General features: G+C 45.3%; 27 protein-coding genes. 4 read left to right on the top strand and 23 right to left on the bottom strand.

Annotated features, from left to right (window positions below; genetic code table 11):
* Positions 1-89: 89 nt before the first annotated feature.
* Positions 90-533, top strand: coding sequence for an Lrp/AsnC family transcriptional regulator (locus DWX43_RS00820; RefSeq protein WP_118618210.1), 444 nt, complete (start codon positions 90-92; stop codon positions 531-533).
* A 109-nt stretch (positions 534-642) separates the two neighbouring features.
* On the opposite strand, the gene guaB is transcribed toward DWX43_RS00820, so the two are convergent.
* From guaB to DWX43_RS00780, 8 genes are all read right to left on the bottom strand, one after another.
* Complete coding sequence (gene guaB, locus DWX43_RS00815; RefSeq protein WP_109733040.1) at positions 643-2,097, bottom strand: IMP dehydrogenase; 1,455 nt, start codon at positions 2,095-2,097, stop codon at positions 643-645.
* A gap of 303 nt (positions 2,098-2,400) precedes the next feature.
* Positions 2,401-4,026, bottom strand: coding sequence for a chaperonin GroEL (gene groL / locus DWX43_RS00810; RefSeq protein ID WP_109733039.1), 1,626 nt, complete (start codon positions 4,024-4,026; stop codon positions 2,401-2,403).
* A 110-nt stretch (positions 4,027-4,136) separates the two neighbouring features.
* Positions 4,137-4,424 (bottom strand): co-chaperone GroES, encoded by a 288-nt coding sequence (locus DWX43_RS00805; protein WP_109733038.1) that lies wholly within the window; start codon positions 4,422-4,424, stop codon positions 4,137-4,139.
* Positions 4,425-4,577: 153 nt separating this feature from the next.
* A complete protein-coding gene (locus tag DWX43_RS00800) occupies positions 4,578-4,904 on the bottom strand; it encodes a hypothetical protein (RefSeq protein ID WP_109733037.1) in 327 nt (108 codons plus the stop codon).
* A gap of 99 nt (positions 4,905-5,003) precedes the next feature.
* Positions 5,004-5,783, bottom strand: a complete 780-nt coding sequence (gene codY / locus DWX43_RS00795) for a GTP-sensing pleiotropic transcriptional regulator CodY (protein ID WP_109733036.1) — start codon at positions 5,781-5,783, stop codon at positions 5,004-5,006.
* 115 nt (positions 5,784-5,898) lie between these two features.
* Entirely contained in the window at positions 5,899-7,971 is a 2,073-nt protein-coding gene (gene topA / locus DWX43_RS00790; protein WP_109733063.1) for a type I DNA topoisomerase, read from the bottom strand.
* A 54-nt stretch (positions 7,972-8,025) separates the two neighbouring features.
* Entirely contained in the window at positions 8,026-9,108 is a 1,083-nt protein-coding gene (gene dprA / locus DWX43_RS00785) for a DNA-processing protein DprA (RefSeq protein ID WP_118618208.1), read from the bottom strand.
* Between the two features lie 4 nt (positions 9,109-9,112).
* The gene (locus DWX43_RS00780) at positions 9,113-10,645 is read right to left on the bottom strand and encodes a YifB family Mg chelatase-like AAA ATPase (protein WP_118618206.1); all 1,533 of its coding nucleotides are present in this window, start codon (positions 10,643-10,645) and stop codon (positions 9,113-9,115) included.
* Positions 10,646-10,903: 258 nt separating this feature from the next.
* Between DWX43_RS00780 and DWX43_RS00775 the strand changes: the two genes are divergently transcribed.
* Complete coding sequence (locus tag DWX43_RS00775; RefSeq protein WP_109733033.1) at positions 10,904-11,113, top strand: zinc ribbon domain-containing protein; 210 nt, start codon at positions 10,904-10,906, stop codon at positions 11,111-11,113.
* Between the two features lie 113 nt (positions 11,114-11,226).
* Positions 11,227-11,844, top strand: coding sequence for an RNA polymerase sporulation sigma factor SigK (gene sigK / locus DWX43_RS00770; protein WP_109733032.1), 618 nt, complete (start codon positions 11,227-11,229; stop codon positions 11,842-11,844).
* A gap of 95 nt (positions 11,845-11,939) precedes the next feature.
* On the opposite strand, the gene DWX43_RS00765 is transcribed toward sigK, so the two are convergent.
* The 8 genes from DWX43_RS00765 to mtaB form a co-directional block, all read right to left on the bottom strand.
* Complete coding sequence (locus tag DWX43_RS00765; protein ID WP_118618204.1) at positions 11,940-13,163, bottom strand: U32 family peptidase; 1,224 nt, start codon at positions 13,161-13,163, stop codon at positions 11,940-11,942.
* Between the two features lie 18 nt (positions 13,164-13,181).
* Positions 13,182-13,844, bottom strand: a complete 663-nt coding sequence (locus DWX43_RS00760; protein ID WP_109733030.1) for an O-methyltransferase — start codon at positions 13,842-13,844, stop codon at positions 13,182-13,184.
* A 3-nt stretch (positions 13,845-13,847) separates the two neighbouring features.
* Positions 13,848-15,518: a ribonuclease J gene (locus DWX43_RS00755; RefSeq protein ID WP_109733029.1), complete on the bottom strand. Its 1,671-nt coding sequence runs from the start codon at positions 15,516-15,518 to the stop codon at positions 13,848-13,850.
* A gap of 114 nt (positions 15,519-15,632) precedes the next feature.
* Positions 15,633-16,094 (bottom strand): Fur family transcriptional regulator, encoded by a 462-nt coding sequence (locus DWX43_RS00750; RefSeq protein ID WP_330405423.1) that lies wholly within the window; start codon positions 16,092-16,094, stop codon positions 15,633-15,635.
* A gap of 56 nt (positions 16,095-16,150) precedes the next feature.
* A complete protein-coding gene (locus DWX43_RS00745) occupies positions 16,151-16,411 on the bottom strand; it encodes a DUF1292 domain-containing protein (protein WP_109733027.1) in 261 nt (86 codons plus the stop codon).
* A 53-nt stretch (positions 16,412-16,464) separates the two neighbouring features.
* Positions 16,465-16,917, bottom strand: a complete 453-nt coding sequence (gene ruvX / locus DWX43_RS00740; RefSeq protein WP_109733062.1) for a Holliday junction resolvase RuvX — start codon at positions 16,915-16,917, stop codon at positions 16,465-16,467.
* Positions 16,918-16,922: 5 nt separating this feature from the next.
* Positions 16,923-17,186, bottom strand: coding sequence for an IreB family regulatory phosphoprotein (locus DWX43_RS00735; protein WP_109714067.1), 264 nt, complete (start codon positions 17,184-17,186; stop codon positions 16,923-16,925).
* A gap of 109 nt (positions 17,187-17,295) precedes the next feature.
* Positions 17,296-18,618 (bottom strand): tRNA (N(6)-L-threonylcarbamoyladenosine(37)-C(2))-methylthiotransferase MtaB, encoded by a 1,323-nt coding sequence (gene mtaB / locus DWX43_RS00730; protein WP_118618202.1) that lies wholly within the window; start codon positions 18,616-18,618, stop codon positions 17,296-17,298.
* Between the two features lie 120 nt (positions 18,619-18,738).
* Here mtaB and DWX43_RS00725 point away from each other — a divergent pair, with 120 nt between their 5' ends.
* Positions 18,739-18,972 carry an HPr family phosphocarrier protein gene (locus DWX43_RS00725; protein WP_109733025.1) on the top strand — a complete coding sequence of 78 codons (234 nt, stop codon included), beginning with the start codon at positions 18,739-18,741 and terminating at the stop codon, positions 18,970-18,972.
* 72 nt (positions 18,973-19,044) lie between these two features.
* On the opposite strand, the gene thiI is transcribed toward DWX43_RS00725, so the two are convergent.
* From thiI to DWX43_RS00690, 7 genes are all read right to left on the bottom strand, one after another.
* The gene (thiI, locus tag DWX43_RS00720) at positions 19,045-20,229 is read right to left on the bottom strand and encodes a tRNA uracil 4-sulfurtransferase ThiI (RefSeq protein WP_118618200.1); all 1,185 of its coding nucleotides are present in this window, start codon (positions 20,227-20,229) and stop codon (positions 19,045-19,047) included.
* Between the two features lie 121 nt (positions 20,230-20,350).
* A complete protein-coding gene (locus DWX43_RS00715; RefSeq protein ID WP_118618198.1) occupies positions 20,351-21,508 on the bottom strand; it encodes a cysteine desulfurase family protein in 1,158 nt (385 codons plus the stop codon).
* Between the two features lie 50 nt (positions 21,509-21,558).
* A complete protein-coding gene (locus DWX43_RS00710; protein WP_118618196.1) occupies positions 21,559-22,296 on the bottom strand; it encodes a 16S rRNA (uracil(1498)-N(3))-methyltransferase in 738 nt (245 codons plus the stop codon).
* A gap of 14 nt (positions 22,297-22,310) precedes the next feature.
* Complete coding sequence (gene prmA / locus DWX43_RS00705) at positions 22,311-23,264, bottom strand: 50S ribosomal protein L11 methyltransferase (protein WP_109733021.1); 954 nt, start codon at positions 23,262-23,264, stop codon at positions 22,311-22,313.
* Complete coding sequence (locus DWX43_RS00700) at positions 23,264-24,640, bottom strand: MATE family efflux transporter (RefSeq protein ID WP_243099225.1); 1,377 nt, start codon at positions 24,638-24,640, stop codon at positions 23,264-23,266. Before DWX43_RS00700 ends, prmA begins: the two co-directional genes overlap by 1 nt.
* A 147-nt stretch (positions 24,641-24,787) precedes the next feature.
* Positions 24,788-25,690 carry a DMT family transporter gene (locus DWX43_RS00695; protein ID WP_242996210.1) on the bottom strand — a complete coding sequence of 301 codons (903 nt, stop codon included), beginning with the start codon at positions 25,688-25,690 and terminating at the stop codon, positions 24,788-24,790.
* A 242-nt stretch (positions 25,691-25,932) separates the two neighbouring features.
* Positions 25,933-26,364 (bottom strand): MOSC domain-containing protein, encoded by a 432-nt coding sequence (locus DWX43_RS00690; protein ID WP_109733020.1) that lies wholly within the window; start codon positions 26,362-26,364, stop codon positions 25,933-25,935.
* Between the last annotated feature and the right edge of the window lie 15 nt (positions 26,365-26,379).

The raw sequence follows: 26,379 nt of genomic DNA, 5'->3' as shown, positions 1-26,379 counted from the left end.
GTATATAATTAAAAAAAGGTAAACATAATCCAAAACATAAAAAAAGAAAGAATACATAATTAAAAACCTTATTTAAAAAGGAGATAAAGATGGACAAAACAGATTACAAAATTTTGAAGATTTTACAGCAAAATGCCCGAACCTCGATCAAGCAAATTAGCCAGCAGGTAAACCTGTCCGCCCCCTCAGTCACAGAGCGTATACGCCGTCTGGAAGAATCAGGTGTCATTCAGGGGTACCACGCCCGTATAAACCCTGCCAAGCTCTCCAAAAGCCTGACCGTCTTTATTGCCGTAGATGTTATACCCATGAAATATGCAGCATTCAGCAGTTTCTGCAGTTCCTGCCCGCAGATTCTGGAGCATCACAGAGTAGTCGGTATACATAATGCAATGCTGTTGGCAGCACTTCACGAATCTTCCGAATTAGAACACCTGATTGACCAGTTGAAAAGATATGGAACCACAAGTACATCTATCATATTATCAACCTTATTCGCCAACAAACCAATTGATATCGATGAAAACAGTTAGACAAACAGAAAAAGTGAGGAAACAAGACTGGATTTAAGCGTCTTCCTTTTCCTCACTTTTTATTTAATATTGAGTTATTATTAATTATTCAGTCTTACTGACAGCTCTCTTATTCATCCACGCTGTAGTTTGGTGCTTCCTTTGTGATATGAATATCATGCGGATGGCTTTCCTTCAGTGAAGCAGCGGAAATCTTAACGAACTGACCATTCTCCTTCAAATCTTCGATGGTAGCTGTTCCACAGTATCCCATGCCGGAACGAAGTCCGCCCATCAGCTGGAACACAGTGTCTTCTACTGTTCCCTTGTAAGCAACACGTCCTTCCACACCCTCCGGAACAAGCTTCTTCGCATCAGCCTGGAAGTATCTGTCTTTGCTTCCGTTCTCCATTGCAGAGATGGAACCCATGCCGCGGTATACTTTATATTTCCTTCCCTGGAATAATTCGAATGTTCCCGGGCTCTCGTCGCATCCCGCAAAGATACTTCCCATCATACATACATTTGCACCGGCTGCGATTGCCTTTGTCATATCCCCTGAATATTTGATACCGCCATCTGCTATAACCGGGATACCATATTCTTTCGCGGCCTCATAGCAGTTCATAACCGCTGTAACCTGCGGCACACCAATTCCTGCTACGACACGTGTTGTACAGATGGAACCTGGTCCTATTCCTACCTTAACAGCATCTACACCAGCCTCAATCAGAGCCTTTGCTGCCGCACCTGTAGCCACATTTCCTGCAATCACCTGAAGGTCTGGATATTTTTCTTTTACCATGCGTACGGTGCGCAGAACATTTGCAGAATGTCCGTGTGCAGAATCCATAACGACAACATCCACTTTCGCGCGTACAAGTGCCTCGACCCTCTCCAGGCAGTTTGCTGTAATTCCGATTGCGGCTCCACAGAGCAGGCGGCCCTGTTCGTCCTTCGCTGATAACGGGTATTTGATCTGCTTTTCGATATCCTTAATGGTGATCAGACCCTTCAAGTTTCCTTCTGCATCTACTATAGGAAGTTTTTCTTTCCTTGCCTTTGCAAGAATCTTCTTAGCCTCCTCCAGTGTGATTCCTTCCCTTGCAGTAATCAGACCTTCGGAAGTCATTGACTCTTTAATCTTTTTAGAAAAATCTTCTTCGAATTTTAAATCACGGTTTGTAATGATCCCGACCAGTTTCTTTCCCTCTGTGATCGGTACCCCGGATATCCTGAACTTAGCCATAAGATCATTCGCATCCTCAAGAGTATGCTCCGGTGACAGATAAAAAGGATCCGTAATGACCCCGTTTTCAGATCTCTTTACCTTATCAACTTCTTCTGCCTGCTCCTCAATAGACATGTTTTTATGAATAATACCGATCCCGCCCTGACGAGCCATAGCGATAGCCATACGGTGCTCCGTAACTGTATCCATGCCCGCACTCATCATCGGGATATTCAGCCGTATTTTCTTCGTAAGATTTGTAGACAAATCCACCTGGTTTGGAATCACCTCTGAATATGCAGGTACTAAAAGTACATCATCAAAAGTAATACCCTCTCCAATAATTTTACCCATGATTTAACATCCTCCATTTTCCTCTAATAGTATTAACGTATAGGTAACTATTCATAATTCTGAATTGTTACGATATTTTAACTGATATAGTACAAAAATAAAGCCGAGTTGTCAAGGCATTCCTTCTCATAAGAGTAAAATTAATCTTGATTTATTTTAACTCCTATTATAAACCTCTGCTTATAAATCGCATACAGTTATAAAAAATGAGTATATCCAAAAACCAGTATAACAAACAACCCGCCGGACCACAAGTCCTGCGGGTTGTTTCATATGCCGGCCCCTGTCTGATTGAAGGGCTTATTACATCATTCCCATTCCACCTGCACCGCCTGCTGGCATTGCCGGTGTATCTTCTTTAATAGTAGAAACTACAGATTCTGTTGTCAGTAAGGTAGAAGCTACGCTTGTTGCGTTCTGTAATGCACTTCTTGTTACCTTAGCCGGGTCCAGAATTCCTTCTTTTACCATATCAACATATTCTTCTTTGTAAGCATCGAATCCAATTCCACACTCTGATTCTTTTACTTTGTTGATGATGACAGCGCCTTCCAGACCTGCATTTGTTGCAATGTGGTACAGTGGTGATTCCAGAGCTTTCAGAACTACCTTGGCACCTGTCTTCTCATCCCCGTCAAGTGTCTCAGCAAGGGCTGCAACCTCTTTTGCTGCGTGGATATATGCGGATCCGCCTCCTGCAATGATTCCTTCTTCTACAGCTGCTCTTGTAGCGTTCAGGGCATCTTCCATACGAAGCTTCGCTTCTTTCATCTCTGTCTCAGTTGCAGCTCCTACACGGATAACTGCTACACCGCCAGCAAGTTTGGCAAGTCTTTCCTGTAATTTCTCTTTATCGAAATCAGATGTTGTCTCTTCAATACCTTTTTTGATCTGTGCAACTCTGTCTTCAATTGCTTTCTTATCTCCGCAGCCATCAACGATAACTGTGTTTTCCTTCTGAACCTTAACAGATTTTGCACGTCCAAGCTGATCCATTGTAGCTTCTTTCAGGTCCATTCCAAGTTCATCGGAAATCACCTGTCCGCCTGTCAGGATTGCGATATCCTGCAGCATTTCTTTTCTTCTGTCACCATATCCAGGTGCTTTTACAGCTACTACATTGAATGTTCCGCGCAGTTTGTTCACGATCAGAGTCGTCAGGGCCTCTCCTTCGATATCTTCAGCGATAATCAGAAGTCTTGCTCCTGACTGGACGATCTGCTCTAACAGAGGCAGGATATCCTGAATGTTAGAAATCTTCTTGTCTGTGATCAGAATATATGGATCTTCCAGATTAGCTTCCATCTTCTCCATGTCTGTAGCCATATATGCGGAAATATATCCACGGTCGAACTGCATACCTTCTACAAGATCAAGCTCTGTCAGCATTGTCTTGGATTCTTCGATTGTGATAACTCCATCATTAGAAACCTTATCCATAGCATCGGCTACCATCTGGCCTACGGAATCATCCCCTGAAGATACGGCTGCAACTCTTGCGATCTGCTCTTTATCTTTCACTTTGCTGCTCATCTTTGCGATTGCTTCAACTGCAACATCTGTTGCTTTCTTCATACCTTTACGAAGAACGATCGGGTTAGCGCCTGCTTCAAGATTCTTCATTCCTTCATGAACCATAGCCTGTGCAAGTACTGTAGCTGTTGTTGTTCCGTCACCTGCTACATCATTTGTTTTGGAAGCTACTTCTTTAATCAGCTGTGCCCCCATATTTTCAAATCCGTCTTCCAGTTCGATCTCTTTCGCAATTGTTACACCGTCATTTGTGATAAGCGGTGCTCCGAATGATTTGTCAAGTACGACGTTTCTTCCTTTTGGTCCTAATGTTACTCTTACTGTATCAGCCAGCTGGTTAACGCCTCTTTCCAATGCTGCTCTGGCTTCTGATCCGTATTTAATTTCCTTTGCCATGTCTGTCACTCCTCTTTCTTTTCTTCTATTCTTTTACTGAAATCTTCTTTTCTGGTTATTCTCTGTCCGCTTCCGGTTCGTATACCGCCGCTAAAGCGGCCCGGGATATTCTATGCTTCTACGATTGCAAGGATATCGCTCTGCTTAACAATGATATATTCCTCTTTGTCGAGTTCTACATCTGTTCCTGCATATTTGGAATAGATTACTTTATCCCCAACCTTAACCTGCATCGTCACTTCTTTTCCATCTATATTTCCACCAGGACCCACTGCGATAACTTCTGCCTCCTGTGGCTTTTCTTTAGCCTGGCCCGGCAGGACGATACCTGATTTTGTTGTCTCTTCTGCTTCTACCTGTTTTAATACAATCTTGTCACCCAATGGTACTAATTTCATAGTAATTCCTCCTTGTTTTTCGTTTTATTAGCACTCATTTCTTTTGAGTGCTAACCTCATGAATATAAAATAGCACTCTGTTTCCATTTTGTCAACAGAGTTTCTAATTTTTTATATTTAGTTTATAAACATAAAAATCTTATGTTACCAGTTTTACTTTCTTTTTACAGGGCGTTTCACACCGGATACATTGTAGAATCCATTTTTAATCTTAAACACGATCATATCACCGTGCTCGCATTGATAGCGCTCTTTTACGACTCCCGTACAGTAAAGCAGTTCTTTCTTTGTGGAAATGTAACACTGATACTTGGCATCCAGTGAAATAGCTGTCAGCTGGTCTTCCTTCAGCAGCAAGTATATGTAGTCTTCCTCCAAATCATACTTAAAAACCTGACAATGATGTGATGTATCATCAAAAATACCGTCTGCTGAAATCACACTCTCCATCTGCAAATCTACCGGGTTTCCTTCATACATTATATTATGCCTCCTGTTCTTTTATTAATCTGGAAACAGAAAGGGCATCAGCTGCCTGATACCCTTTCGATTATCCCATCCACTGATAAGAATAAACTTTTATAAACGTTCTTTTTTAATCTTTTCCAATTCTGTAAAAACATAATCATTGAGCACCTTGATATAGGTTCCCTTCATCCCGGAAGAACGTGACTCAATGACTCCTGCACTTTCAAATTTGCGAAGTGCATTTACAATCACGGACCTTGTGATTCCCACACGGTCTGCGATCTTACTGGCAACAAGAATTCCTTCTGTTCCATCTAATTCTTCAAAAATATGAATAATTGCTTCAAGTTCGGAGAATGAGAGTGTGCTTATTGCAGACTGTACAATATGCTCTTTTCTTGTCTCTTCCGCGCTCTCTTCATTCACAGAGCGGAGCATCTCAAGTCCCACCACTGCTGTTCCATACTCACTCAGGATAATATCGTCAATTTCATAGACAGAGTTCTGCTTATAAATAAACAGGGTCCCTAGTCTCTCACCTGCAATGTCGATCGGTGTAATAATTGCCTGGTAACCTTTAACGCTGTCTGCCGAAAATCCCAGTGTCTCCAGATTCACATTCTCTTTCGTGGACAGGATGTTTAAAAGCCGTTCATTCAGCATTTCATCAATATGGGATCCCACAGACTCCGTAATCAGTTCTTTGATCCCGTCTACTTCTAAACACTTACTGACCCCCAGGATCTTTCCTTTCTTACTTACTACAAGCACATTGGAATTCAAAATCTCCGTAAGGACGGCACATATATCATTGAAAACCACCTTACTGGAATTATTGTTATGCAGTAACTTATTAATCTTTCTCGTTTTATCCAATAACTGTACGCTCATAAATTTCCTCCAATTCTAATTGTATATACAAATCTTCCCAATTTCCTCGATATAGATATGTTATCATACAACTTTCGAATTATCAACGTAATTTATCTAATTCTTTTCTATAATTCTAATTCTTTTTCAAATTTCGGACATAACCGCATTTTTCATCCGCACAAACTAGCTTATTCCCCTTTTCAACCATATAGTTTCCACATTCCGGACACTTCTCTTTCGATGGTTTCTGCCAGGACATGAATTCACATTCCGGGTTGTTTTCACAGCCATAATACTTTCTTCCCTTTTTCGTCTTGCGGATTACTACATCTTTTCCGCAGAGCGGGCACAAAACGCCAATCTTCTCAAGATACGGCTTCGTATTCCTGCAGTCCGGGAATCCAGGGCAGGCAAGGAACTTCCCGTGGGGGCCATATTTAATGACCATGTTGCGTCCACAGTCTTCACAGATTACGTCGGTCACTTCGTCCTCTATCTTAACGCTCTCCAGCTCTTTCTCTGCGATCTTCACGGCTTCGTCCAAATCGGGATAGAAATTCCGGATAACTTCCTTCCAGGCCACCTTTCCCTCTTCCACCATATCTAGCAGGCCTTCCATGTTAGCCGTAAAGTTTTCATCCACGATGCTCGGGAAAGACTGTTTCATAATGTTGTTTACGACTTCACCGATTTCCGTAATATATAAATTCTTAGCTTCTTTTGTCACATAGCGGCGCCCGAGAATGGTTGAAATTGTAGGCGCGTAAGTACTTGGACGTCCAATCCCCAGTTCTTCCAGTGTCTTTACAAGCGTTGCCTCCGTAAAATGCGCCGGCGGCTGTGTAAAATGCTGCTTTGTATCAAAGCTGTCTTTTTTCAGCTCTGTCTCCATGCTCAGGCCGTTAACCAGAACATTGCTTTCTTCCTTTTCTTCATCCGCCTCGGTGTAAACACTGCGGAATCCGTCAAATACAACCTTGGAGGTTGACACTGTAAAACGGTAATCACCAGCCCCGATTTTAACAGAAATTGTCTCATATTTTGCCGGTTTCATCCTGCTGGCCGCAAACCGTTTCCAGATCAGCTGGTAGAGGCGGAACTGGTCTCTGGAAAGAGATTCTTTTAATGATGCCGGTGTCCTGCTGATATCGGTCGGACGGATAGCTTCATGGGCATCCTGAATCTTCTTCTCCGTCTTTTTTGCGGCTGTGGAAGCTGCCACATACTCTTTTCCGTATATTTCTTCAATATACTGCCTTGCATTTGCGTCCGCTTCTTCTGAAATTCTTGTAGAGTCTGTACGAAGATATGTGATCACGCCGACCGTGCCATTTCCTTTGATGTCGATTCCTTCGTACAGCTGCTGTGCGATACGCATCGTTTTCTGTGTACCAAAGTTCAACACTTTCGCAGCTTCCTGCTGAAGTGTACTCGTCGTAAACGGAAGCGGGGCTTTACGGATTCGTTCCCCTTTCTTCACATCTGTCACTTTATATTCTTCATTCTCAATCGCTTCCACGATCTGGTCCAATTCCGCCTTGGAACTGATTGTGATCTTCTGCTTTTCCGTGCCATAGAACTTTGCCGTCAATGGCCGCTTCTCACCTTTTACTTTCAGAATCGCATCCAGAGACCAGTACTCCTGCGGGATAAATGCATCTATCTCAGATTCTCTGTCCGCGATCAGGCGCAGCGCCACAGACTGCACACGTCCCGCGCTCAGTCCCCTCTTCACCTTCGCCCACAGGACCGGACTGATCCGGTATCCCACCATTCTGTCCAGAATACGGCGTGCCTGCTGTGCATCCACCAGATTCATGTCTATGTCTCTCGGTGACTTTAAAGATGCTTTTACCGCATTCTTCGTAATCTCATTGAACGTGATACGGCGCATTTTCTTGTCATCCAGCTTCAGTGCTGTTGCCAGATGCCAGGATATTGCCTCCCCCTCACGGTCAGGGTCAGTCGCAAGATAAACTTTGTCGGCCTTTTTCGCCTCTTTGCGCAGGTTTGCAAGGATGTCTCCCTTTCCCCGAATTGTGATGTACTTCGGATCATAGTCGTGCTCCACATCAATTCCCAGCTGGCTCTTCGGCAGATCCCTGACATGACCGTTCGACGCCGCAACTGAATAGCTGCTTCCCAGAAATTTCTTAATTGTCTTCACTTTTGCGGGTGACTCCACAATAACCAGATAATGTGCCATAAAAATTCTTTCCTCCACCTGTCCCGGTTTTTTGTATAGACCCGGACACATTTATTATTTCAATTTAATGTAATAATTCTTAGATACTTCTCTGACATATCCCTTAAGCTCCAGTGAAACAAGCACCTCTACCACCTCATTTGCACTAAGTGCAGTTTCCTCAATCAGCGAACTTACATTTCTGGGATACAAATCAAGTCGACTATACACCATATTTTCCGTAGTTTCAAGCACTTTTTTATTTTTGTCTATTTTTACCGTATCCGGAAACCCGCATATTCCAAGCTCCTCGAGCAGTATTTCCGGTGTAATCAAAATGCCCGCGCCCTGCCTGATGAGCTGGTTGCACCCCTGGCTCAGACTGCTGTTAACCGGTCCTGGAAGGGCATAAATGTCTTTCCCCTGCTCCAGTGCCATATCCGCCGTAATCAGGGACCCGCTCTTCTCTCTCGCCTCCATCACAAGCACAACATCTGATAATCCGCTGATGATACGGTTGCGTCTGGGAAAGTTCTGGGGTACGGGCGGTGTCCCGGGTAAAAATTCTGACAGAACGCCGCCTCCCTGTTCCAGAATATCAGCATACAGGCCCCTGTTTTCTTTTGGGTAACAAATATCCACGCCGCAGCCGAGCACGGAAAAGGTCTTTCCCTTCCCCATCAGAGCGCCTCTCTGTCCGATGCCGTCAATTCCCCTTGCAAGTCCGCTGATTACGCTTATCCCGCACTGTGCCAGTTTTTCTCCGTATTCTAAAGCATACTTTTCCCCATATGGAGTGCACTTTCTGGCTCCCACGATGGCAATAGCTTTTCGGTCCTCTGGAGGCAGGTTTCCCTTCACATAAAGGGCATAAGGCGGAGAAGGGATTTCCAGAAGCTTTTTGGGAAATTCTTCCGAGAAATGAGGCAGAAACCGTATATTTTTTCGCCTCAGCTCCTGAAAATCTTCCTCAAGATTCCGCGATTTCTGTGCCTGCATAATTGTATTGACATCATCCCTGTTTAAGAACTCATGCGTCATTAATTTTGTTTCTTCTATATAAAATATATCCTTCCCCGTACCAATCTTTTTTCTCAGCAGCATCTTTTTCTTATCAGACAATTTAGGGATTGCTGCCAGCCAGTACTCGTACATCATAGAATCACCTCCCCCAGTACTTTTTATCCATCGTCCGGTAGCCAATGGCTTCTTTTATGTGCTTTTCCTCTATTTTTTCAGAGCCTTCCAGATCGGCAATTGTCCGTGAAACCTTCAAAATCTTATGATAAGTCCTTGCCGTCAGCCTGAGTGCAGAATATGCCTGTTCCATCAGTTTACTTTCCTGCCTGCCCAGCCTGCAGTATGTGTCCAGTTCCTTTACCTCAAGCAGCGCATTGGAAGTAATCGTTGTTCCCACATAACGTCTGTTTTGAATCTCCCTAGCCCGGCATACCCTCTCTCTGATTTCGGCAGAACTCTCCTGTTTCTTCCGGTTCTTCAGAGACTCATACTTCACCTTCGGGGCCTCTGCACATATATCAATCCGGTCCAGAAACGGCTGGCTGATCTTCCCCAGATAGTGCTGGATCTGCCCCGGGGTGCAGGTACACCTCTCGATATCAGGATAACACCCGCACGGACAGGGATTCATGGCGGAGACAAGCATAAAATTAGCCGGGAAAATATAGCTGCCGTGTGACCTCGATATCCGGATCCGGTGTTCTTCCAGAGGCTGTCTTAAAACCTCCAGCACCGATTTTTGAAATTCCGGCAGTTCATCCAAAAACAGAACCCCGCCGTGGGCCAGACTGATCTCCCCCGGGACGGGCATCAGCCCTCCCCCGATTAAGGCCGCCCTTGTAGCCGTGTGGTGTACACTGCGGAAGGGGCGCTGTCTGATCAGGGGTGCTTCATTTTCTACCAGACCCATGATGCTGTATATTTTCGTGATCTCCATGCTCTCTTCCATTGTAAGTGGAGGCAGGATGCCCGGTATACGCTTCGCAGTCATTGATTTCCCGCTCCCGGGCGGCCCTACGAGGAGCAGGTTGTGTCCGCCCGCAACCGCAACCTCGACAGCTCTTTTCACCGACTCCTGTCCCTGGATATCGCTGTAATCAAGCAGTTCTTCTTTCTTACTTCCTCCACCTCTTTCAGGGTATGGCTGTGCTTCCAGATGAAGCTGCCCGGCCAGATAACAGAAGACTTCCTCCAGATTCTTTACCCCGACTACCGACATTCCCTCCGCAAGCGCACCTTCCGCCGCATTGTCTTTTGGCACAATACACGAGCGGATTCCGGCACTGCGCGCTTCAAGTACAATGGGCAGGATTCCCGGTACTTTCTGTACAGAGCCATCAAGCCCCAATTCCCCTATCAGAAGCATTCCCTCTGTGCTTTCCTGCGGGAGCTCTCCCAACGAAATCAGGATGGAAACCGCTATCGGCAGGTCAAACGCTGCCCCTCTTTTTCGCATCGTCGCGGGAGACAGATTAACCACTGTCTTTCTGGCCGGATAGTCCAACCCGGAATTCCGGATTGCCGTACGCACCCGCTCAGCCGCCTCCTTCACCTCTGATGACAGATAACCAACCATATGAAACGCCGGAAGTCCATTGCTGACATCCGCCTCCACATGTACAAACTCTACTTTCAGCCCCTGAATAGAAGCCGACAAAACCGTGCTGAAACTCATCCGCACACTCCTCTCTTCTTTTCTATAAATCATTCCATGAAACACGGCCGAACCGGCCTGATGATTGATCAGCTGTACCGGAAAAAGAAATTTCCGGAACTGTAGGATTATCATATCCCGCCATTGTAAAACTGTCAATTTTATATTTGTTAAATTTTCCCATGATTCCTAAAAAAAGCATAAACTTTCTTATCTGTCTCCTCTTCTTCCATCGGATATAGTATACTGGTAATATAGAAAATTCAAGGAGGTTTCACTATGGAGAAACAGCAGTATGTATGCCCCAAATGCGGCAATAACCACTATGAAAGCGATCAGTTTCAGGCAACCGGCGGGAACTTTGCCAAAGTCTTCGATGTACAAAACAAGAAGTTTCTGACAATTTCCTGTACACGCTGCGGATATACAGAATTATACAAACGTCAGAACTCCGACGGATGGGACGTTCTGGACTTCCTCATGGGATAACAGGCCCTTAAACCTTACAAAAAGAGCCCCCACCTGTCCTTATTTGTGGTGGAAAAGCACAATTTCAGCACTTCGCACATAGACTATATCAAATGTGCTTAGAGGTGCTGTTCTTGAAATCCTTTCCAAATCCCCTCACTCCTTCGGAAGAAAAATATTACATGCAAAAATATACAGAGGGTGACCTTCAGGCAAAACATGTCTTAATCGAACGAAATCTGCGGCTCGTTGCACATGTCATCAAAAAATATCAATATTTGGATGAAGACCCCGAAGATCTGATATCCATCGGAACAATCGGTTTGATTAAAGCGGTTGTAACATTCAATCCCGACAAGGGTAACCGTCTGGCTGCCTATGCATCGAAATGTGTCGAAAACGAAATCCTCATGTACCTGCGAGCCAAAAAGAAAACGAGCAAGGAGATTTCACTGTATGAGCCGATCGGTACTGACCGGGAAGGCAATGAGATCAAGCTGTATGATATCATTGAGACAGAAGATGCAGATGTACCTGAGAAAATTCACCTGAAGGAAAATATACAGAAGCTATATGAAAAGGTAGAGAATGAGCTCTCTAACCGTGAACGGCTCGTTCTGAAAATGAGATATGGACTCTATAACGGGGAAGAATATACGCAGCGGGAGATTGCCAGACAGCTTGGAATCTCTCGCTCGTATGTGTCTCGGATTGAAAAAAGCGCAGTGGAGAAGCTGCGGGAATTTTTCTGACTGGGTTAGGCGCTTAAGAAGGCGTAACTGAAAAAGCAAGGAAAATTGAGGTATGTCCCTCTGTTTTCCTTGCTTTTTCAGCTGTACTGCTTATATTACTCCTGTCTTCTCAGGATATCGTATTTTTCGGCTTTCTTGTCCAGGCCTATATATAATACCTGTTTCGGATGTGGGGCGCTTTCTTGTTCTTCGCCCTCCTCTGTTACTATTTTCAGGACTTTTGTCTCTGTATTTTCACCGTCCGGCTTCATGATTTCTATTGTTTCGCCTACAGAAAATTTATTTCTCTGCTCGATCTGGTAAAGACCTTCTTTTTCTTCATTGATGATTCCCAGATACGTGTATTCCTTTACATAGGTATTACTGTCGTAGATCTGGGTCGTTTCATCGGGTTTCCCGTAGAAAAAGCCTGTCGTAAACTGGCGGTAGGTACAGTTTGATATCTGCTCCAGATACCAGGGCAAGTTTTTCTCGTATAATGCGGGGTCCTTCTGGTAGTCGTCTATTGCTTTCCGGTAGGTCCTCGCAACTGTTGCCACATATAGCGCGGTTTTCATACGGCCTTCTATCTTCAGGCTGTCAATACCGGATTCCAGCAGATCCGGAATATGCTCGATCATGCACAGGTCTTTCGAGTTGAAGATATAGGTTCCCCTCTCGTTTTCGTAGACAGGCATGTATTCTCCCGGCCTCGTCTCCTCTACCACGGAATATTTCCAGCGGCATGGGTGGGTGCAGGCCCCGTGGTTCGCATCCCTTCCTGTAAAGTAATTGCTCAGCAGGCATCTTCCGGAATAGGAGATACACATCGCGCCGTGTACAAATGTCTCGATTTCCAGTTCATCCGGAATATGGGCGCGGATTTCCCTGATTTCGTCCATCGAAAGCTCCCTCGCCGTAACAACACGGCTGGCTCCCTGTCTGTACCAGAAATTGTATGTCCCGTAATTGGTATTATTCGCCTGTGTGCTGATATGCCGTTCAATCTCCGGACATACTTCTTTAGCGATATCAAATACTCCGGGATCGGCTATGATCAAAGCATCCGGTTTGATCTCCTTTAGTTCTTCAAAATATTCACGCACGCCTTCGAGATCATCGTTATGGGCCAGTATATTGGCTGTTACATAGACCTTCACATCATGTTCGTGGGCAAATGCAATCCCCTCTTTCATATCTTCCATCGAAAAATTCTTTGCCTTGGCACGAAGCCCGAATGCCTCTCCGCCAATATAAACCGCGTCGGCACCGAATATCACTGCTGTTTTTAATACCTCCAGGCTGCTTGCCGGGATTAATAACTCAGGATGTCTAGCCATCTTCTTTCCCCTTTTTCCTTATTTCGCATCTTTTATGCTCTGCTTCTTCACACTGACAGCCACTCCGTCACCCAAAGGCAGGATTGATGTTACAAGCATTTCATGATGCTTCAGTTCATAGAGATACTCCCGCATCCGGCTGTGGATCGTCCGGTTCCTTCTCTCCACGGCAAAGCGTGACTCGATGATGTCACCGTCCTGAAGTACATTGTCAGACACAAGTGTGCCCCCTTCCTTCAGAAGCCTCATCACCTCAGGGAGATAATGAATGTACTGTCCCTTCGCGGCATCCATAAAAATAAAGTCATAGCATCCGGCTAAGTCCTTCATCACCTCAAATGCATCGCCTTCTATCAGCGTGATCTGTGATTCCCTGCCCGCGCGTCTGAAATTCTCCCGGGCAATGGGGATCCTTTTTTCATAGTTTTCTATCGTGGTTATCTCACACCCGTCTGGGGCATTTTCGCTCATCAATAACGCAGAGAAACCTACGGCAGTCCCCACTTCGAGTATGCTCATAGGTTTTTGTATAGTTAAAAGCACCTTTAGAAAGCTTTGCATTTCTTTTCGTATGATTGGTACGTACGAATCCAACGCTTCCCTTTCTATCGCTTCCAATATTTCACTATTCTCTGTCTCTAAAGAATTGATGAATGTAATCATACGTTCATCTACTATCATATCTTACACATCCACATCCATGATAATCGGAATAATCATCGGTCTTCTCTTAGTCTTCTTCCAGATATAGTCGTTCATTGTATCGCGGATGACAAGCTTGATCTTATTCCAGTCTGCATGCTTATTCTGCAGGCAGCGGTCCAGTCCGTCTGACACTACCTGGCGGGCTTCTTCCATCAGCCCTTCTGACTCACGCACATAGACGAAACCGCGGGATACGATGTCCGGTCCTGCAAGCAGGCGGTTCGTCCCCTTTTCCAGTGTCAGGACAACGATTAGAATACCGTCCTCAGCCAGATGCTGTCTGTCCCTCAGGACGATATTGCCAACATCACCGACTCCGAGCCCGTCAACAAGAATTGCCCCTGTATGGACCTTATCTACTACTTTTGCTTCCTGTTCACTTAATTCCAGAACATCTCCTGACTGAATGATGAAGATATTGTCTTTCTCAATTCCAAGTGAGGCTGCAATTGCCGCATTTGCCTTTAAGTGTCTGTATTCGCCGTGGACCGGGATCGCATACTTCGGTCTTACGAGGGAATAAATCAGTTTCAGTTCTTCCTGGCAGGCATGTCCTGATACATGGGCATCCTGGAAGATCACATTAGCACCCTTGGCTGAAAGCTCATTAATAACCTTGGAAACTGACTTTTCATTTCCCGGGATCGGGTTCGAACTAAATATAATTGTATCGTTCGGCTGGATTGTAACCTTGCGGTGCACGTCAGCCGCCATTCTGGAGAGTGCCGCCATAGACTCACCCTGGCTTCCTGTTGTAATCAGTACCATCTTCTCCGGCGGGTAATTCCGCATCTGGTCGATCTCAATCAGTGTGTTCTCCGGCACATTCAAATATCCTAACTCCGATGCCGTAGAGATGATATTTACCATGCTCCGTCCTTCTACGACAACCTTACGGCCGTATTTGTAGGCAGAGTTAATCACCTGCTGCACGCGGTCCACATTGGACGCGAACGTTGCAATTATAATACGGGTATTCTGGTGTTCCGCGAAAATGTGGTCGAAAGTAATCCCTACCGTCTTTTCAGACTGGGTAAATCCCTTTCTCTCCGCGTTCGTACTGTCTGACATCAGAGCCAGAACGCCTTTTTTCCCGATCTCTGCAAAACGCTGGAGATCAATGGAATCCCCAAATACCGGAGTGTAATCTACTTTAAAGTCCCCTGTATGCACTACAATTCCTGCCGGTGAATAAATCGCCAGGGCAGATGCATCCTGAATACTGTGGTTTGTCTTGATAAATTCAATCCTGAATTTGCCAAGGTTGATAGACTGTCCGTGGCGAACGACTTTACGCTTCGTCCCCCGCAGAAGATTATGCTCTTTCAGCTTGTTTTCAATAATTCCCATTGTCAGCTTAGTCGTATAAATTGGAAGGTTGATTTCCTTCAATACATACGGCAGGGCCCCAATATGGTCCTCATGACCGTGGGTAATGACAAATCCTTTTACTTTATCGATATTATCCTTCAGATATGTGACATCCGGGATTACAAGGTCAATTCCCAGCATATCATCAGCCGGGAATGCCAGTCCACAGTCTACCACAATAATACTGTCCTCAAATTCAAAGGCAGTAATGTTCATTCCAATTTGTTCCAGACCTCCCAGTGGGATGATCCGAAGCTTTCCATTATTCTCTTTTTTCAAAAATTTTACACCTCCATGTGTTTTATGTACCTACTTCCGCGCATGAAAAAAACAGCATACCTCCGCCTGCATTCATTGCACTTTTCTTAATTATGTAATGACTTCATAAACGGATTATTTGCTCTTACTGAGGCATTCTTTACATTGTCCGTAAAATTTCAGTTCATGGTCCAGTACATGGAACCCGGTGTCCTCTTCAATGTGACGTTCCAGTTCTTCCAGAAGGTCATCTTCAAAAGGCAGCACCTTTCCACATGTCCTGCATATTAAATGATGATGGTTATGTTTTGTATCACCTTCAAATAAATGTCCGATCTCATACCTTACGCATCCATCATCCAGATTAATACGGTCCACCAACTGCATTTCAAGAAGCAGCTGCAAAGTACGATAGACGGTGGCAAGTCCGATATCCGGATAGTCTTCCCTGATCAGCTCGTAAATGTCCTCGGCCGCCATATGGCTGCCGCTGTTCGCTGCCAGCGCCTGCAAAACGAGCAGTCTCTGCTGCGTTACTTTTAGACCTTTTTCTCTTAACTTAACTTTGAGCAGTTCCTGCACTTTTTCCTCTTTCATCGTCATACTCCACTTCACTTGCAGTAAGTAAATCTATTGTAAATGTCTTTTAGACTTTACATTTCAATGTCAACGTCCTCCAGCAGTTCTTCGAAAACCTTGGATACTGCCAGAAGCTCTGTGTCGTCCTCCACGACTTCGTATACGCTCTCTGTATCTTCCTGAGAGCTCGTGTCCTTCAAAATCAGGCATTCCGCGTCGTCTTCTTCGGAGTCTGTAACAAGTATGTATACGGCTCCGTTAATCTTTGTCTGTTCCAGCACAAAAAAATCTACTGTTTCACTCGTATCTTCAAAGGTAAATTTAATCTTTTCCATACAAATATCCCCTTATTTCTGCAGCCTAAACGTTTCATGACAAACCCTTTTTATCAATCGTCCTGCCGCGCGTCACTCTCTCTTTTTATATAGACAGAGTCAAGGTATCCCTGCAGAATAAATACTGCAGCAATCTTGTCGATATACTTCTTCCGGTTCTCCCGCCTTACATTACTTTCAATTAAAGTCCGCTCCGCCTCCACGGTTGTCAGCCTCTCGTCCCACATAATGACTTCGAGCCCTGTCCGCCGCACAAGCATATCCCTGAACTCTAAAGATTTCTCCGCACGTTCCCCTATGTCGTTATTCATATGTTTCGGAAAACCAAGCACGATCTTCCCGACCTCGTATTCGGAAACCAGCTCCTCAATACGTGCCAGAGTACGTCTTAACTTGTTTTCCTCTTTTCTTTGAATTGTTTCAATCCCCTGGGCCGTAAGTCCGAGTGCATCGCTGATTGCAACCCCGACAGTCTTTGTCCCATAGTCAAGCCCCATAATCCGCATATTCATTATTCCCATGAATTGTGTTTGATATACGCTTTTAACAATTCTTCTACCAATTCATCTCTTTCTACCTTCATCACAAGGCTTCTTGCTCCATTGTAGCTTGTGATATAGGTCGGATCTCCTGACATGATATAACCGACGATCTGGTTCACCGGATTATATCCCTTTTCTTTCAGTGCCTTGAATACGATCTCCAGAATATCTTTTGCAGAAATCTGCGGACCCGGCTCTACCTGAAAGAATTGAGTGTTGCTTAAATCGCTCATTTCTTTTCCTCCATTTTGTGTTTTTCACTATTTTGTGTTATTAGTATCGTAAATCTGACGATCATGCCAGATACCCTACTTACAATTCTAATATAAACATTGTCAAAATTCAATGAATAATTTGTAAATCATTTTCAATTTCAACTTTTACGATACAATTCTGAAGATTTTCATTCCTGTCTAGTGCAATTTTCATATACTCTTTTGTATGACCTACCTGCACTTTTTTCCCGTTTACCTCTGCTTCTTCCTCAACGAGCACCTCGACTTCCCTGCCAAGGAAGCTTTCTTCAAATCTGCGTCTGTTTTCCTCATTCAGTTTCAGCAGGATATCACTCCTAACGGCCTTAACCTGTTCCGGAACCTGATTCTCCATGACGGCGGCCTTTGTCCCGTGGCGTTTCGAATATTTGAAAATATGTGTCTCGTAAAAACCTACTTTTTCTACAAAAGCTTTTGATTCCCCGAATTCTTCCTCTGTCTCTCCCGGAAAACCAACGATCACATCTGTCGTCAGCGCAGGCTGCCCGAAATACTTCCGCAGAAGCATGCATTTTTCATAATATTCAGCACTCGTATACCGGCGGTTCATCCGCTTCAGTGTCTGGTCACATCCGCTCTGCAGGGAAAGGTGGAAATGTGGGCACATTTTCTCCAGAGAGGCGATTGACTGTGCGAATTCCTCTGTAATAATCCTCGGTTCCAGAGAACCAAGGCGGATTCTTTTGATTCCTTCCACCTCATGGACAGCCTGAATCAGGGACAGCAGGTCTTCTTTTTCTTCGAAATCAACCCCATAGGAGCTCAGATGAATACCCGTTAGTACGACTTCCAGACAGCCATGATCCGCCAGACGCCTCACTTCACCGACCACATCTTCCTTCCTGCGGCTTCTGACGCGCCCCCTTGCATAGGGGATGATGCAGTAAGAACAGAACTGGTTGCACCCGTCCTGCACCTTGATATAGGCCCTCGTATGCTCCCCTGTCCGGGATACCTTAAGTGCTTCATATTCCTTTGTATGGTTAATATCAATGACTTCCTTCGTTTCCCCTGGCTTTGACTCAGCTATTTTAGATTCATTTTGCTTCTTCCAGTGTTCCTCAAGAATCGCAATCAGATCCTGCTTCTTATTGTTGCCTATAACAATATCAATACACGGATCGGTCTCCTGTTTTTCCTCCTGCGCCTGTACATAGCATCCGGCTGCAACTACAACGGCATCGGGATTCAATTTTCTTGCCCGGTGCAGCATCTGCCTTGATTTACGGTCGGCGATATTCGTTACCGTACAGGTATTGATGATATAAATATCCGCCCCTTCCTTAAACGGCACGATCTCATACCCCGCTTTTTCCAGCATTTCCTGCATCGCTTCTGTCTCATAAGCGTTAACTTTGCACCCTAAATTGTGCAGTGCGGCTTTTTTCATAAAATTTATTCTCCTATTTCCTTGTTTTTCCTCTTTGTTTCTTGACTTTTAAACGCGCATCTCGTAGAATATACATGAGGCGAAAAGCCTGACACATGTATATTGAAGGAGGGATTACCGATGAAAACAGTACAGATTTCTTTAAACTCAATCGACAAAGTAAAATCATTTGTAAATGAAATTACAAAATTTGATAACGACTTTGATTTAGTATCCGGAAGATATGTAATAGATGCCAAATCAATCATGGGAATTTTCAGCCTGGACTTATCTAAGCCAATCGAGCTGAACATCCATGCCGAGGGAAATGCAGATGATATTCTGAGCGCCCTGGATCCATACATTATCAAATAGTAATACATTTACAAGAAAAAGCTAGAAAGAGCTGTCTCAAAGGAGGCAGCCCTTTTTCATTTGTCCTTTATCTTAAGGCTTAACTGTAATAACCTCTGTTGTCTCTATTGCCGTCTTCATCAATTCATCAATCTTCTCTTCCAGATTTCTCTCTGACTTCTCAATCCTCTCCAGATTCGGTTTTGTCACCGGATGCTTTGCAACGAAAATGGTACAGCAGTCTTCAAACGGCTGGATTGATGTCTCAAATGTATCTATCTTCTCCGCGATTTCCACGATCTCCCTTTTGTCAAACCCAATCAGCGGCCTGTACACAGGCAGTGTACATACTGCATTTGTAGCCGCAAGGCTCTGCATGGTCTGGCTGGCAACCTGTCCGATACTTTCTCCCGTAATCAGGCCGAGACATCCGTTTTCCTTAGCAAAATGCTCGGCGATCTTCATCATGTAGCGGCGCATGATGATTGTCAGTTCTTCATGCGGGCATTTTTCATATATATAAAGCTGGATATCGGTAAAGTTCACAACATGGAGCTGGATTGGCCCCGCATATCTGGATACCAGCTTCGCCAGATCCAAGACTTTTTCCTTTGCACGCTCACTTGTGTACGGCGGTGCATGGAAGTATGTCGCCTGAAGGCCTACCCCGCGCTTTGAAATCATATAACCGGCAACAGGACTGTCGATCCCTCCTGACAAAAGCAGCATGGCATTCCCATTCGTACCTACCGGCATTCCCCCTGGTCCCGGTATAATCTCTGAATATAAGTAAATCTCTTCCCTGACTTCCACATTCAGCCGGATCTCAGGATTGTGCACGTCCACCTTCATCTCTGGAAATGCATCCAGAATCACACCTCCCAGATCACAGTTGATCTCCATAGAGGTCTTCGGATACTGCTTCCTGCTCCTTCTTGCCTCAACCTTAAACGTCTGGTTCCCTTCCGGGTACATCTCTTTCATATAATCAAGGACGTCCTGAGACAACTGCTCAAATCCGCGGTCCTCTACACGGACAACCGGGCAGATCCCCACGATACCGAAAACTCTCTTCAATCCTTCTACGGTTTCCTCGTAATCGTAGTCTCCCTCACAGTCCACATATACCCGGCCCTGTGCTTTGTGCACATGGAAGTCACCGTCCACGCCTTTCAGCGCGAAACGGATCTGGCGGACAAGTGCATCTTCAAACAGGTACCTGTTCTTTCCCTTGATACCGATTTCCCCGTACTTAATCAAAAATGAATGAAATCTCATATTCCTCTCCTTTGTCTGCATGTCCCGGTCCTGCCCGGGACTACTTCATATGGCCGGTACACCGTAAAACAGTAAAATTGCTAATGTGCATCCACCTGCCGTACGGTGTACCGGTTACTTGTTAACGTCTCGTATATTTTCTTAGCATTGGAACACAATTATATAACGTATCAAGCGTATAGTCAATTTCTTCCTTCGTGGTAAACTCTGACATACTGAATCTTACCGTCGCATCCAGAAATTGTTTCGGCGCCCCGATTCCTTTCAGGACACCGCTGACCGCCGGATGGTTGGAGGAGCATGCCGACCCGGAAGATACATAAATCCCTTTATCCTCCAGTGCATGGAGAAGTACCTCACTGCGGATTCCCGCGATTCCCACGCTGATAATATGTGGCGCGCTGCTATCATCTGTCAGTCCGTGCACGGTAGAGTCTTCAATCCGGCCAAGCCCCTCTAAAAAATACGACTTTAATTCACGCATCAGAGCCACCTTCATATCCAGATCCTGATAAATCATCTTGGACGCAAGCCCCAGTCCCGCGATTCCCGGAACGTTTTCCGTGCCGGAACGGATATTCTTCTGCTGTTCCCCGCCGAACACAATGGGTTTTATCTTTACTTTTTCATTGATATAAATAAAACCGATTCCCTTCGGGCCGTGAATCTTATGCCCGCTGGCCGTCAGCATATCGATACCCTGACGTTTCGGATAAATATGGTATTTTCCGAAGCCCTGAACCGCATCTGAATGGAACAGTATGGATGGATTGTATTTCTTGACGATCTGCACCGCTTCATCGATCGGCTGTACAGCGCCCATCTCATTATTTACATACATGATGGAGACAAGGATTGTTTCCGGGCAAAGCGCTTCTTTCAGCGCCTCTAACTTCACCCTTCCGTTTGCATCTACCGGAAGATAAGTGACCGTAAATCCCTCTTCCTCCTCCAGATATCTCATTGTATTCAGGATGGCCGGATGTTCAATCGATGACGTGATCAGATGGTTTCCCGCTCTTTTATTCGCCCTCGCACTTCCGATCAGGGCAAGATTATCACTTTCCGTCCCGCCTGAAGTGAAAAAAATCTCCTTCTGGTTTACCTTCAGTATTTTTGCCAGTCTGTCTTTCGATTCCTTGACATAGTGCTCCGCATCCACGCCTTTTCTGTGCATGGAGGACGGATTGCCGTAGTCCTGACACATCACTTTATAAACCAAATCCCCAACTTCCGGGTAACACCTGGTCGTTGCTGAATTATCCAAATAAACTTCCATGATATTCTTCCTTTACTATTTCTTATTAATACATTATGCGTCTGGAACCGTCATTGTTCTAAATGATACATTAGTATTGAAAGTACTGTCAGTCCGGCCGTCTCCGTCCGCAGGATGCGCCTGCCCAGTGTGACAGGCTGTGCACCTTCTGCCGCTGCCTTTTCGACTTCTTCCTCATCAAAGCCGCCCTCCGGCCCAATGAAAACGCCGACGCTCTGCCCCTGTCTGACTGCGGAGATAATCTCTTTCGTTTTTTCCATCCCCTCCGCCATCTCATAAGGGATCAGGAGCACATCCAGTTCTTTTGCATATTCCAGTGCCTCTGCAAAACGCATGACCGGCTTCACCTCAGGAATCAGGCTGCGTCCCGACTGTTTCGCTGCACCGAGTGCAATCGCGTTCCAGCGTTCCGTCTTTTTCTTTGCCTTCTTTTCGTCCAGCTTAACCACCGCACGCCGTGTCGCTACCGGTACGATCTCGAAGACTCCGAGTTCGACTGCTTTCTGGATGATCAGTTCCATCTTATCCCCCTTCGGGAGCCCCTGAAACAGATAGATTCTGGATGCAAGCTCCGAATAGCTCTTTTCGGAAGAAAGGATGTTCAGAACCACTTCCGTTTCTTCCAGCCTGTCTACCTCACAGATATAGTCAGTCCCCTGTCCGTCACTGATTCCTACCCTTTCTCCGGGCATAATCCGAAGAACATTTTTCATATGGTTCACATCCGGTCCGGTGATAAAGATATGCGGATCCCTGATCTGGGATGGTTCTGTAAAAAAATGATGCATATCGAAAGCCCCCTCTAATTCTTACGCGCTGTCACAGATACCCATTCGCCCTGGTATGTGACTTCCAGAACTTCCAGGCCAGCCTTTTTGACAGCTTCCACTACGGTCTCTTCTTTATCGTCAATGATTCCGCTAGTAATGTAGATACCGCCCTTTTTCATCTGGTTCACAATGACAGGCGTCAGAACTGTCAGTACATCTGCAAGAATGTTTGCGGCAACGATGTCGTATTTCCCGTAACCGACTTTATCCTGTACCTCTTTGTCGTCTATAATATTGCCGATCATGACTTCATACTGGTCAGGACGGATACCGTTCACTTCCATGTTCTCATGGGTTGCCTCGATTGCACATGGGTCAAGGTCTGTTCCGACAGCATAAGCGGCACCAAATTTCAGCGCCAGCATCCCTAATATTCCACTCCCACATCCGACATCCAGAATCCTTGCCCCGTCCGTCACATACTTCTTGAGCTGGCGGATACAGAGCTGCGTCGTTTCATGCATTCCGGTTCCAAATGCAGTTCCCGGGTCAATATGAACGACCATCTTGTCCTCATCTTCCGGTTTTACATCTTCCCATGACGGGATAATCAGGATATCATCCACATAAAACTGGTGGAAAAACTGTTTCCAGTTGTTTACCCAGTCCAGATCTTCTGTCTGGGACTCTTCAATCGTACATTCCCCCACATTTACATAGGAGGCCATGTCTTTCAGCTCCGCCCTGACATTCTTCAGGATTTCTTCTGTCTCTTCCCCTTCATCCAGATAGAAGCTTAAATAAGCCACACCGTCATCCATCTCCGTTACCGGCAGGATGTCTACGAACATCTGCTCCTTGTCTGCCGCTGTCAGAGGTATTTTATCCTCAATCTCCACGCCTTCGATCCCCAGGTCCATCAGCATACTGCTGACAATGTCTTCCGCCTCTGTTGTTGTCTTTAATCTGAATTTATTCCATCTCATTATTTTTTATCCTCCTGAAATATTTTTTTCAATTTCTTTATCACATGAAAATATGCCGGTATCAGAAACAAATCCGCGGCAATCCATGCCAGTCCGTTTCCAAGGCAGACCGCTTTATATCCGAATGCAGGAACGAGGACAAAGCCGACAAATGACCTTGCCGCCATCTCACATACTCCCGCGAGGATTGCAAAGCCGCTGTATCCCATCCCCTGAATCAGAAGACGTACGATATTCACCAATGCCAGCAGGATGTAAAACGCGACAGAACCGATCAGGTACAGATTAACCTGTTCCAGAAGTTCTGTTTCACTTCCGCTGATAAACAAAGATGCTATATTTTTTCCCCACAACAGGGTAATCCCTAAAGCAACAGCTGAATAAACAGCACCGATAATTACACAGCTTTTCAGTCCCCTGCCGATTCTGTCCAGCTTCTTTGCACCTACGTTCTGGCCGCCATAGGTTGCCATCGTAGATCCCATCGCATCAAATGGGCACGCCAGCAGCATCTGTATCTTAGACCCCGCGGTTACAGCCGCCACAGCCATAGAGCCAAGTGAATTGACCGCGATCTGCAGGATGACACTTCCGATGGCAGTAATGGAGAACTGCAATCCCATAGGAATCCCAATCTTGCATAATGGCACTACGTACTGTTTCCTGAGCCTTATATCCTCTTTCTTAAGACGAAGTATCGGAAAGTGTTTAATCACATAAAAAAGGCATAAAACGCCGGATACTGCCTGTGATATTACAGTCGCCCATGCCGCACCGGCAACCCCCATCTTAAAAACAACAATCAGCAGGATATCCAGCAGAATGTTTAACAGAGAAGAAATCGTCAGGAACACGACCGGTGTCCTGGCATCGCCGAGTGAACGGATATATCCCGCCAGCAGATTATATAGGAAGGTAGCCGGGATCCCTGCAAATATTACTACAATATAATTGTATGCCCCGTCAACAATGTCGGATGGGGTATTCATGAATTCAAGTATGGGGCGGCACAAAATAACTGTCAGCACCGTCATAACCAGTGCAAATATAGCCGCAAGCAATGCGCTGTTCCCGACAAAGGCGCGCAGCCTCTTTTCATCCTTTGCCCCGAATTTCTGTGCAACGGGAATCGCAAAGCCATTACACACTCCCATGCAAAACCCGATCACGCAAAAATTGACAGACCCTGTTGCACCGACCGATGCCAGCGCATGTACTCCCAGAAATCTTCCTACAATCATGGTATCTGCCATGTTATAAAACTGCTGAAACAAAAATCCAAATATCATAGGCAGGGTAAATTCCAGAATCAGTTTCATAGGACTCCCCTGCGTCATATCTTTCATCAACGACTTTTTCTTTGCTGTATTTTCCATCTTCATGCTCCTTAAAGTAAATAAAACCTGTAACCGCTTTTAAGCAATCCAACGTAAACTATATCTCTTTTCTATATTACATGCAAGATTTTTTTCACTCCCATGCATTAAGCACCGGAATTGATACAGCACCGCTTTCCTATGATTTTACCGCACTTTCTCCGGGATTGCCAGTATAAATAAAGTGGAAAGTACCAGTGCAAACCCGAGAAGGTCCATTTTCATAAACGTTGTCCCAAGAGCCGCAGCCGCAACCACAGTAGCTGCAACAGGCTCTACACTCGAAAAGAGGCCGGCATACACAGAACCAGTATATTTCACCGAGGACAGGTAAAAACAGAAAGGAAGGATTGTTCCCACTGTAATTATCATCAGAAATGCCGCTATAACCTGCCAGTCAATCACTGCCGGTATCCGCCACGGCCTCACTACTGCCATAAGCAGGGTTCCGCCGCATATCATCCCCCATGCGCTGACCGTTTCCGCAGAATAGCGCTTCAGGAGAGGCGCTGGCAGGACACCGTAAAAACAGGTTGTGACAGCTACAAGCATTCCCAGAAACAGACCCTTTCCAGAAATCGTCAACGTAGAAAAATCACCGTGGGTAGCAACCACCGCGATGCCTGCAACCGCTGCACAGACAGCCAGCATCTCCTTTACGCTCGGCATAATTTTATGTACGACTGCAAAAAACAAGATCAGAATAGCCGGGTTCAGATACTGGAAAATGGTTGCCGTTCCTGCATTCATTTCCTGTACTGCCGAGAAAAAGGTAAACTGCATTCCCATCATCCCAAGTATTCCAAACAGGACCAGCCTGATCCCGTCATTTTTATCCTTCCACACACTGACAATATCCTGTTTCTTTATTTTAGCGTAAATTAGCAGCAGGATTCCTGCCGATATAAGCCGGTACGGCACCAGCCATTCCGATACAATTCCTTTCTTCTCGAACAGAAACTGTGCCGCCGGACTTGTTACTCCCCACAGTACACCTGCAAGAAATGCATACAGGCAGCCCTTCATCCTTAATTTCCTATCTTGTGTCATCCTAAAAATCCCCATATTTTCCAAGAGGTACACACTGCCTTGCCCCCTCTTATTTTTCCTATTCGCTTATCGCAAGAAATTATTTATTACAATATAAAATATTTTAGTTTCTTCTGTTTTATTTTAGTTTTCAAAGAAATGCGTATAAGCATCAATTGACAGAAGAAATCGCAGTGCAATGAGGGCATTGTAAACGTACCCTTATTGCACTGCGAATCTCCTTATCAGCTGTGATTCTCCTGCTATTTCATAATTTCCATAACATCTCCCGTGCGGATCCGCCCTCCCTTTATTACTTTAGCAAACACACCCTCTCTGGGCATAATACATTCTCCCATTTTCTGAAAAATCTCACAGCCGTGGTGGCATTCCTTTCCAATCTGTGTCATCTCCAGAATCACATCATTGCAGCGAAACCTGGTGCCCACGGGCAGATTTCTGAAATCAAACCCTTCCACGACCAGATTTTCCCCAAAAGCACCATCCGCCACCTCTGCGCCCCTCTTTCGGAACTCTTCTATCTTATCATGCGACAGCAGGCTGACCTGCCTGTGCCATTTACCTGCGTGGGCGTCCCCTTCCAGACCAAAATCTTCTATAAAAAGTGCTTCACCCACATTTGTTTTCTGCGTTCCCTTTGCAGGGCTTGTGCAGACTGCCATCACCTTTCCCATTCATATCCTCCCTTT

The organism is Clostridium sp. AF19-22AC (genome assembly GCF_003479085.1).
Classification (GTDB): domain Bacteria; phylum Bacillota; class Clostridia; order Lachnospirales; family Lachnospiraceae; genus Faecalicatena_A; species Faecalicatena_A orotica.
Note: the sequence above shows the minus strand (reverse complement) of the source record. Positions and strands in the feature narration are given on the sequence as shown.

Excerpts from the sequence above, each read along its gene's own strand:
- thiI (WP_118618200.1), bottom strand. The coding sequence starts at position 20,229 with ATGAGATTTCATTCATTTTTGATTAAGTACGGGGAAATCGGTATCAAG.
- DWX43_RS00700 (WP_243099225.1), bottom strand. The coding sequence starts at position 24,640 with ATGGAAAATACAGCAAAGAAAAAGTCGTTGATGAAAGATATGACGCAG.
- DWX43_RS00760 (WP_109733030.1), bottom strand. The coding sequence starts at position 13,844 with ATGATAGTAGATGAACGTATGATTACATTCATCAATTCTTTAGAGACA.
- dprA (WP_118618208.1), bottom strand. The coding sequence starts at position 9,108 with ATGATGTACGAGTACTGGCTGGCAGCAATCCCTAAATTGTCTGATAAG.
- DWX43_RS00745 (WP_109733027.1), bottom strand. The coding sequence starts at position 16,411 with ATGGAAAAGATTAAATTTACCTTTGAAGATACGAGTGAAACAGTAGAT.
- DWX43_RS00750 (WP_330405423.1), bottom strand. The coding sequence starts at position 16,094 with ATGAAAGAGGAAAAAGTGCAGGAACTGCTCAAAGTTAAGTTAAGAGAA.
- DWX43_RS00780 (WP_118618206.1), bottom strand. The coding sequence starts at position 10,645 with ATGAGTTTCAGCACGGTTTTGTCGGCTTCTATTCAGGGGCTGAAAGTA.
- groL (WP_109733039.1), bottom strand. The coding sequence starts at position 4,026 with ATGGCAAAGGAAATTAAATACGGATCAGAAGCCAGAGCAGCATTGGAA.
- guaB (WP_109733040.1), bottom strand. The coding sequence starts at position 2,097 with ATGGGTAAAATTATTGGAGAGGGTATTACTTTTGATGATGTACTTTTA.
- mtaB (WP_118618202.1), bottom strand. The coding sequence starts at position 18,618 with ATGAAAAAAGCCGCACTGCACAATTTAGGGTGCAAAGTTAACGCTTAT.
- DWX43_RS00735 (WP_109714067.1), bottom strand. The coding sequence starts at position 17,186 with ATGAGCGATTTAAGCAACACTCAATTCTTTCAGGTAGAGCCGGGTCCG.
- ruvX (WP_109733062.1), bottom strand. The coding sequence starts at position 16,917 with ATGCGGATTATGGGGCTTGACTATGGGACAAAGACTGTCGGGGTTGCA.
- DWX43_RS00725 (WP_109733025.1), top strand. The coding sequence starts at position 18,739 with ATGAAAACAGTACAGATTTCTTTAAACTCAATCGACAAAGTAAAATCA.
- DWX43_RS00710 (WP_118618196.1), bottom strand. The coding sequence starts at position 22,296 with ATGCATCATTTTTTTACAGAACCATCCCAGATCAGGGATCCGCATATC.
- DWX43_RS00820 (WP_118618210.1), top strand. The coding sequence starts at position 90 with ATGGACAAAACAGATTACAAAATTTTGAAGATTTTACAGCAAAATGCC.
- topA (WP_109733063.1), bottom strand. The coding sequence starts at position 7,971 with ATGGCACATTATCTGGTTATTGTGGAGTCACCCGCAAAAGTGAAGACA.
- DWX43_RS00775 (WP_109733033.1), top strand. The coding sequence starts at position 10,904 with ATGGAGAAACAGCAGTATGTATGCCCCAAATGCGGCAATAACCACTAT.
- prmA (WP_109733021.1), bottom strand. The coding sequence starts at position 23,264 with ATGAGATGGAATAAATTCAGATTAAAGACAACAACAGAGGCGGAAGAC.
- DWX43_RS00765 (WP_118618204.1), bottom strand. The coding sequence starts at position 13,163 with ATGGCTAGACATCCTGAGTTATTAATCCCGGCAAGCAGCCTGGAGGTA.
- DWX43_RS00695 (WP_242996210.1), bottom strand. The coding sequence starts at position 25,690 with ATGACACAAGATAGGAAATTAAGGATGAAGGGCTGCCTGTATGCATTT.
- codY (WP_109733036.1), bottom strand. The coding sequence starts at position 5,783 with ATGAGCGTACAGTTATTGGATAAAACGAGAAAGATTAATAAGTTACTG.
- DWX43_RS00715 (WP_118618198.1), bottom strand. The coding sequence starts at position 21,508 with ATGGAAGTTTATTTGGATAATTCAGCAACGACCAGGTGTTACCCGGAA.
- DWX43_RS00690 (WP_109733020.1), bottom strand. The coding sequence starts at position 26,364 with ATGGGAAAGGTGATGGCAGTCTGCACAAGCCCTGCAAAGGGAACGCAG.
- DWX43_RS00800 (WP_109733037.1), bottom strand. The coding sequence starts at position 4,904 with ATGTATGAAGGAAACCCGGTAGATTTGCAGATGGAGAGTGTGATTTCA.
- DWX43_RS00805 (WP_109733038.1), bottom strand. The coding sequence starts at position 4,424 with ATGAAATTAGTACCATTGGGTGACAAGATTGTATTAAAACAGGTAGAA.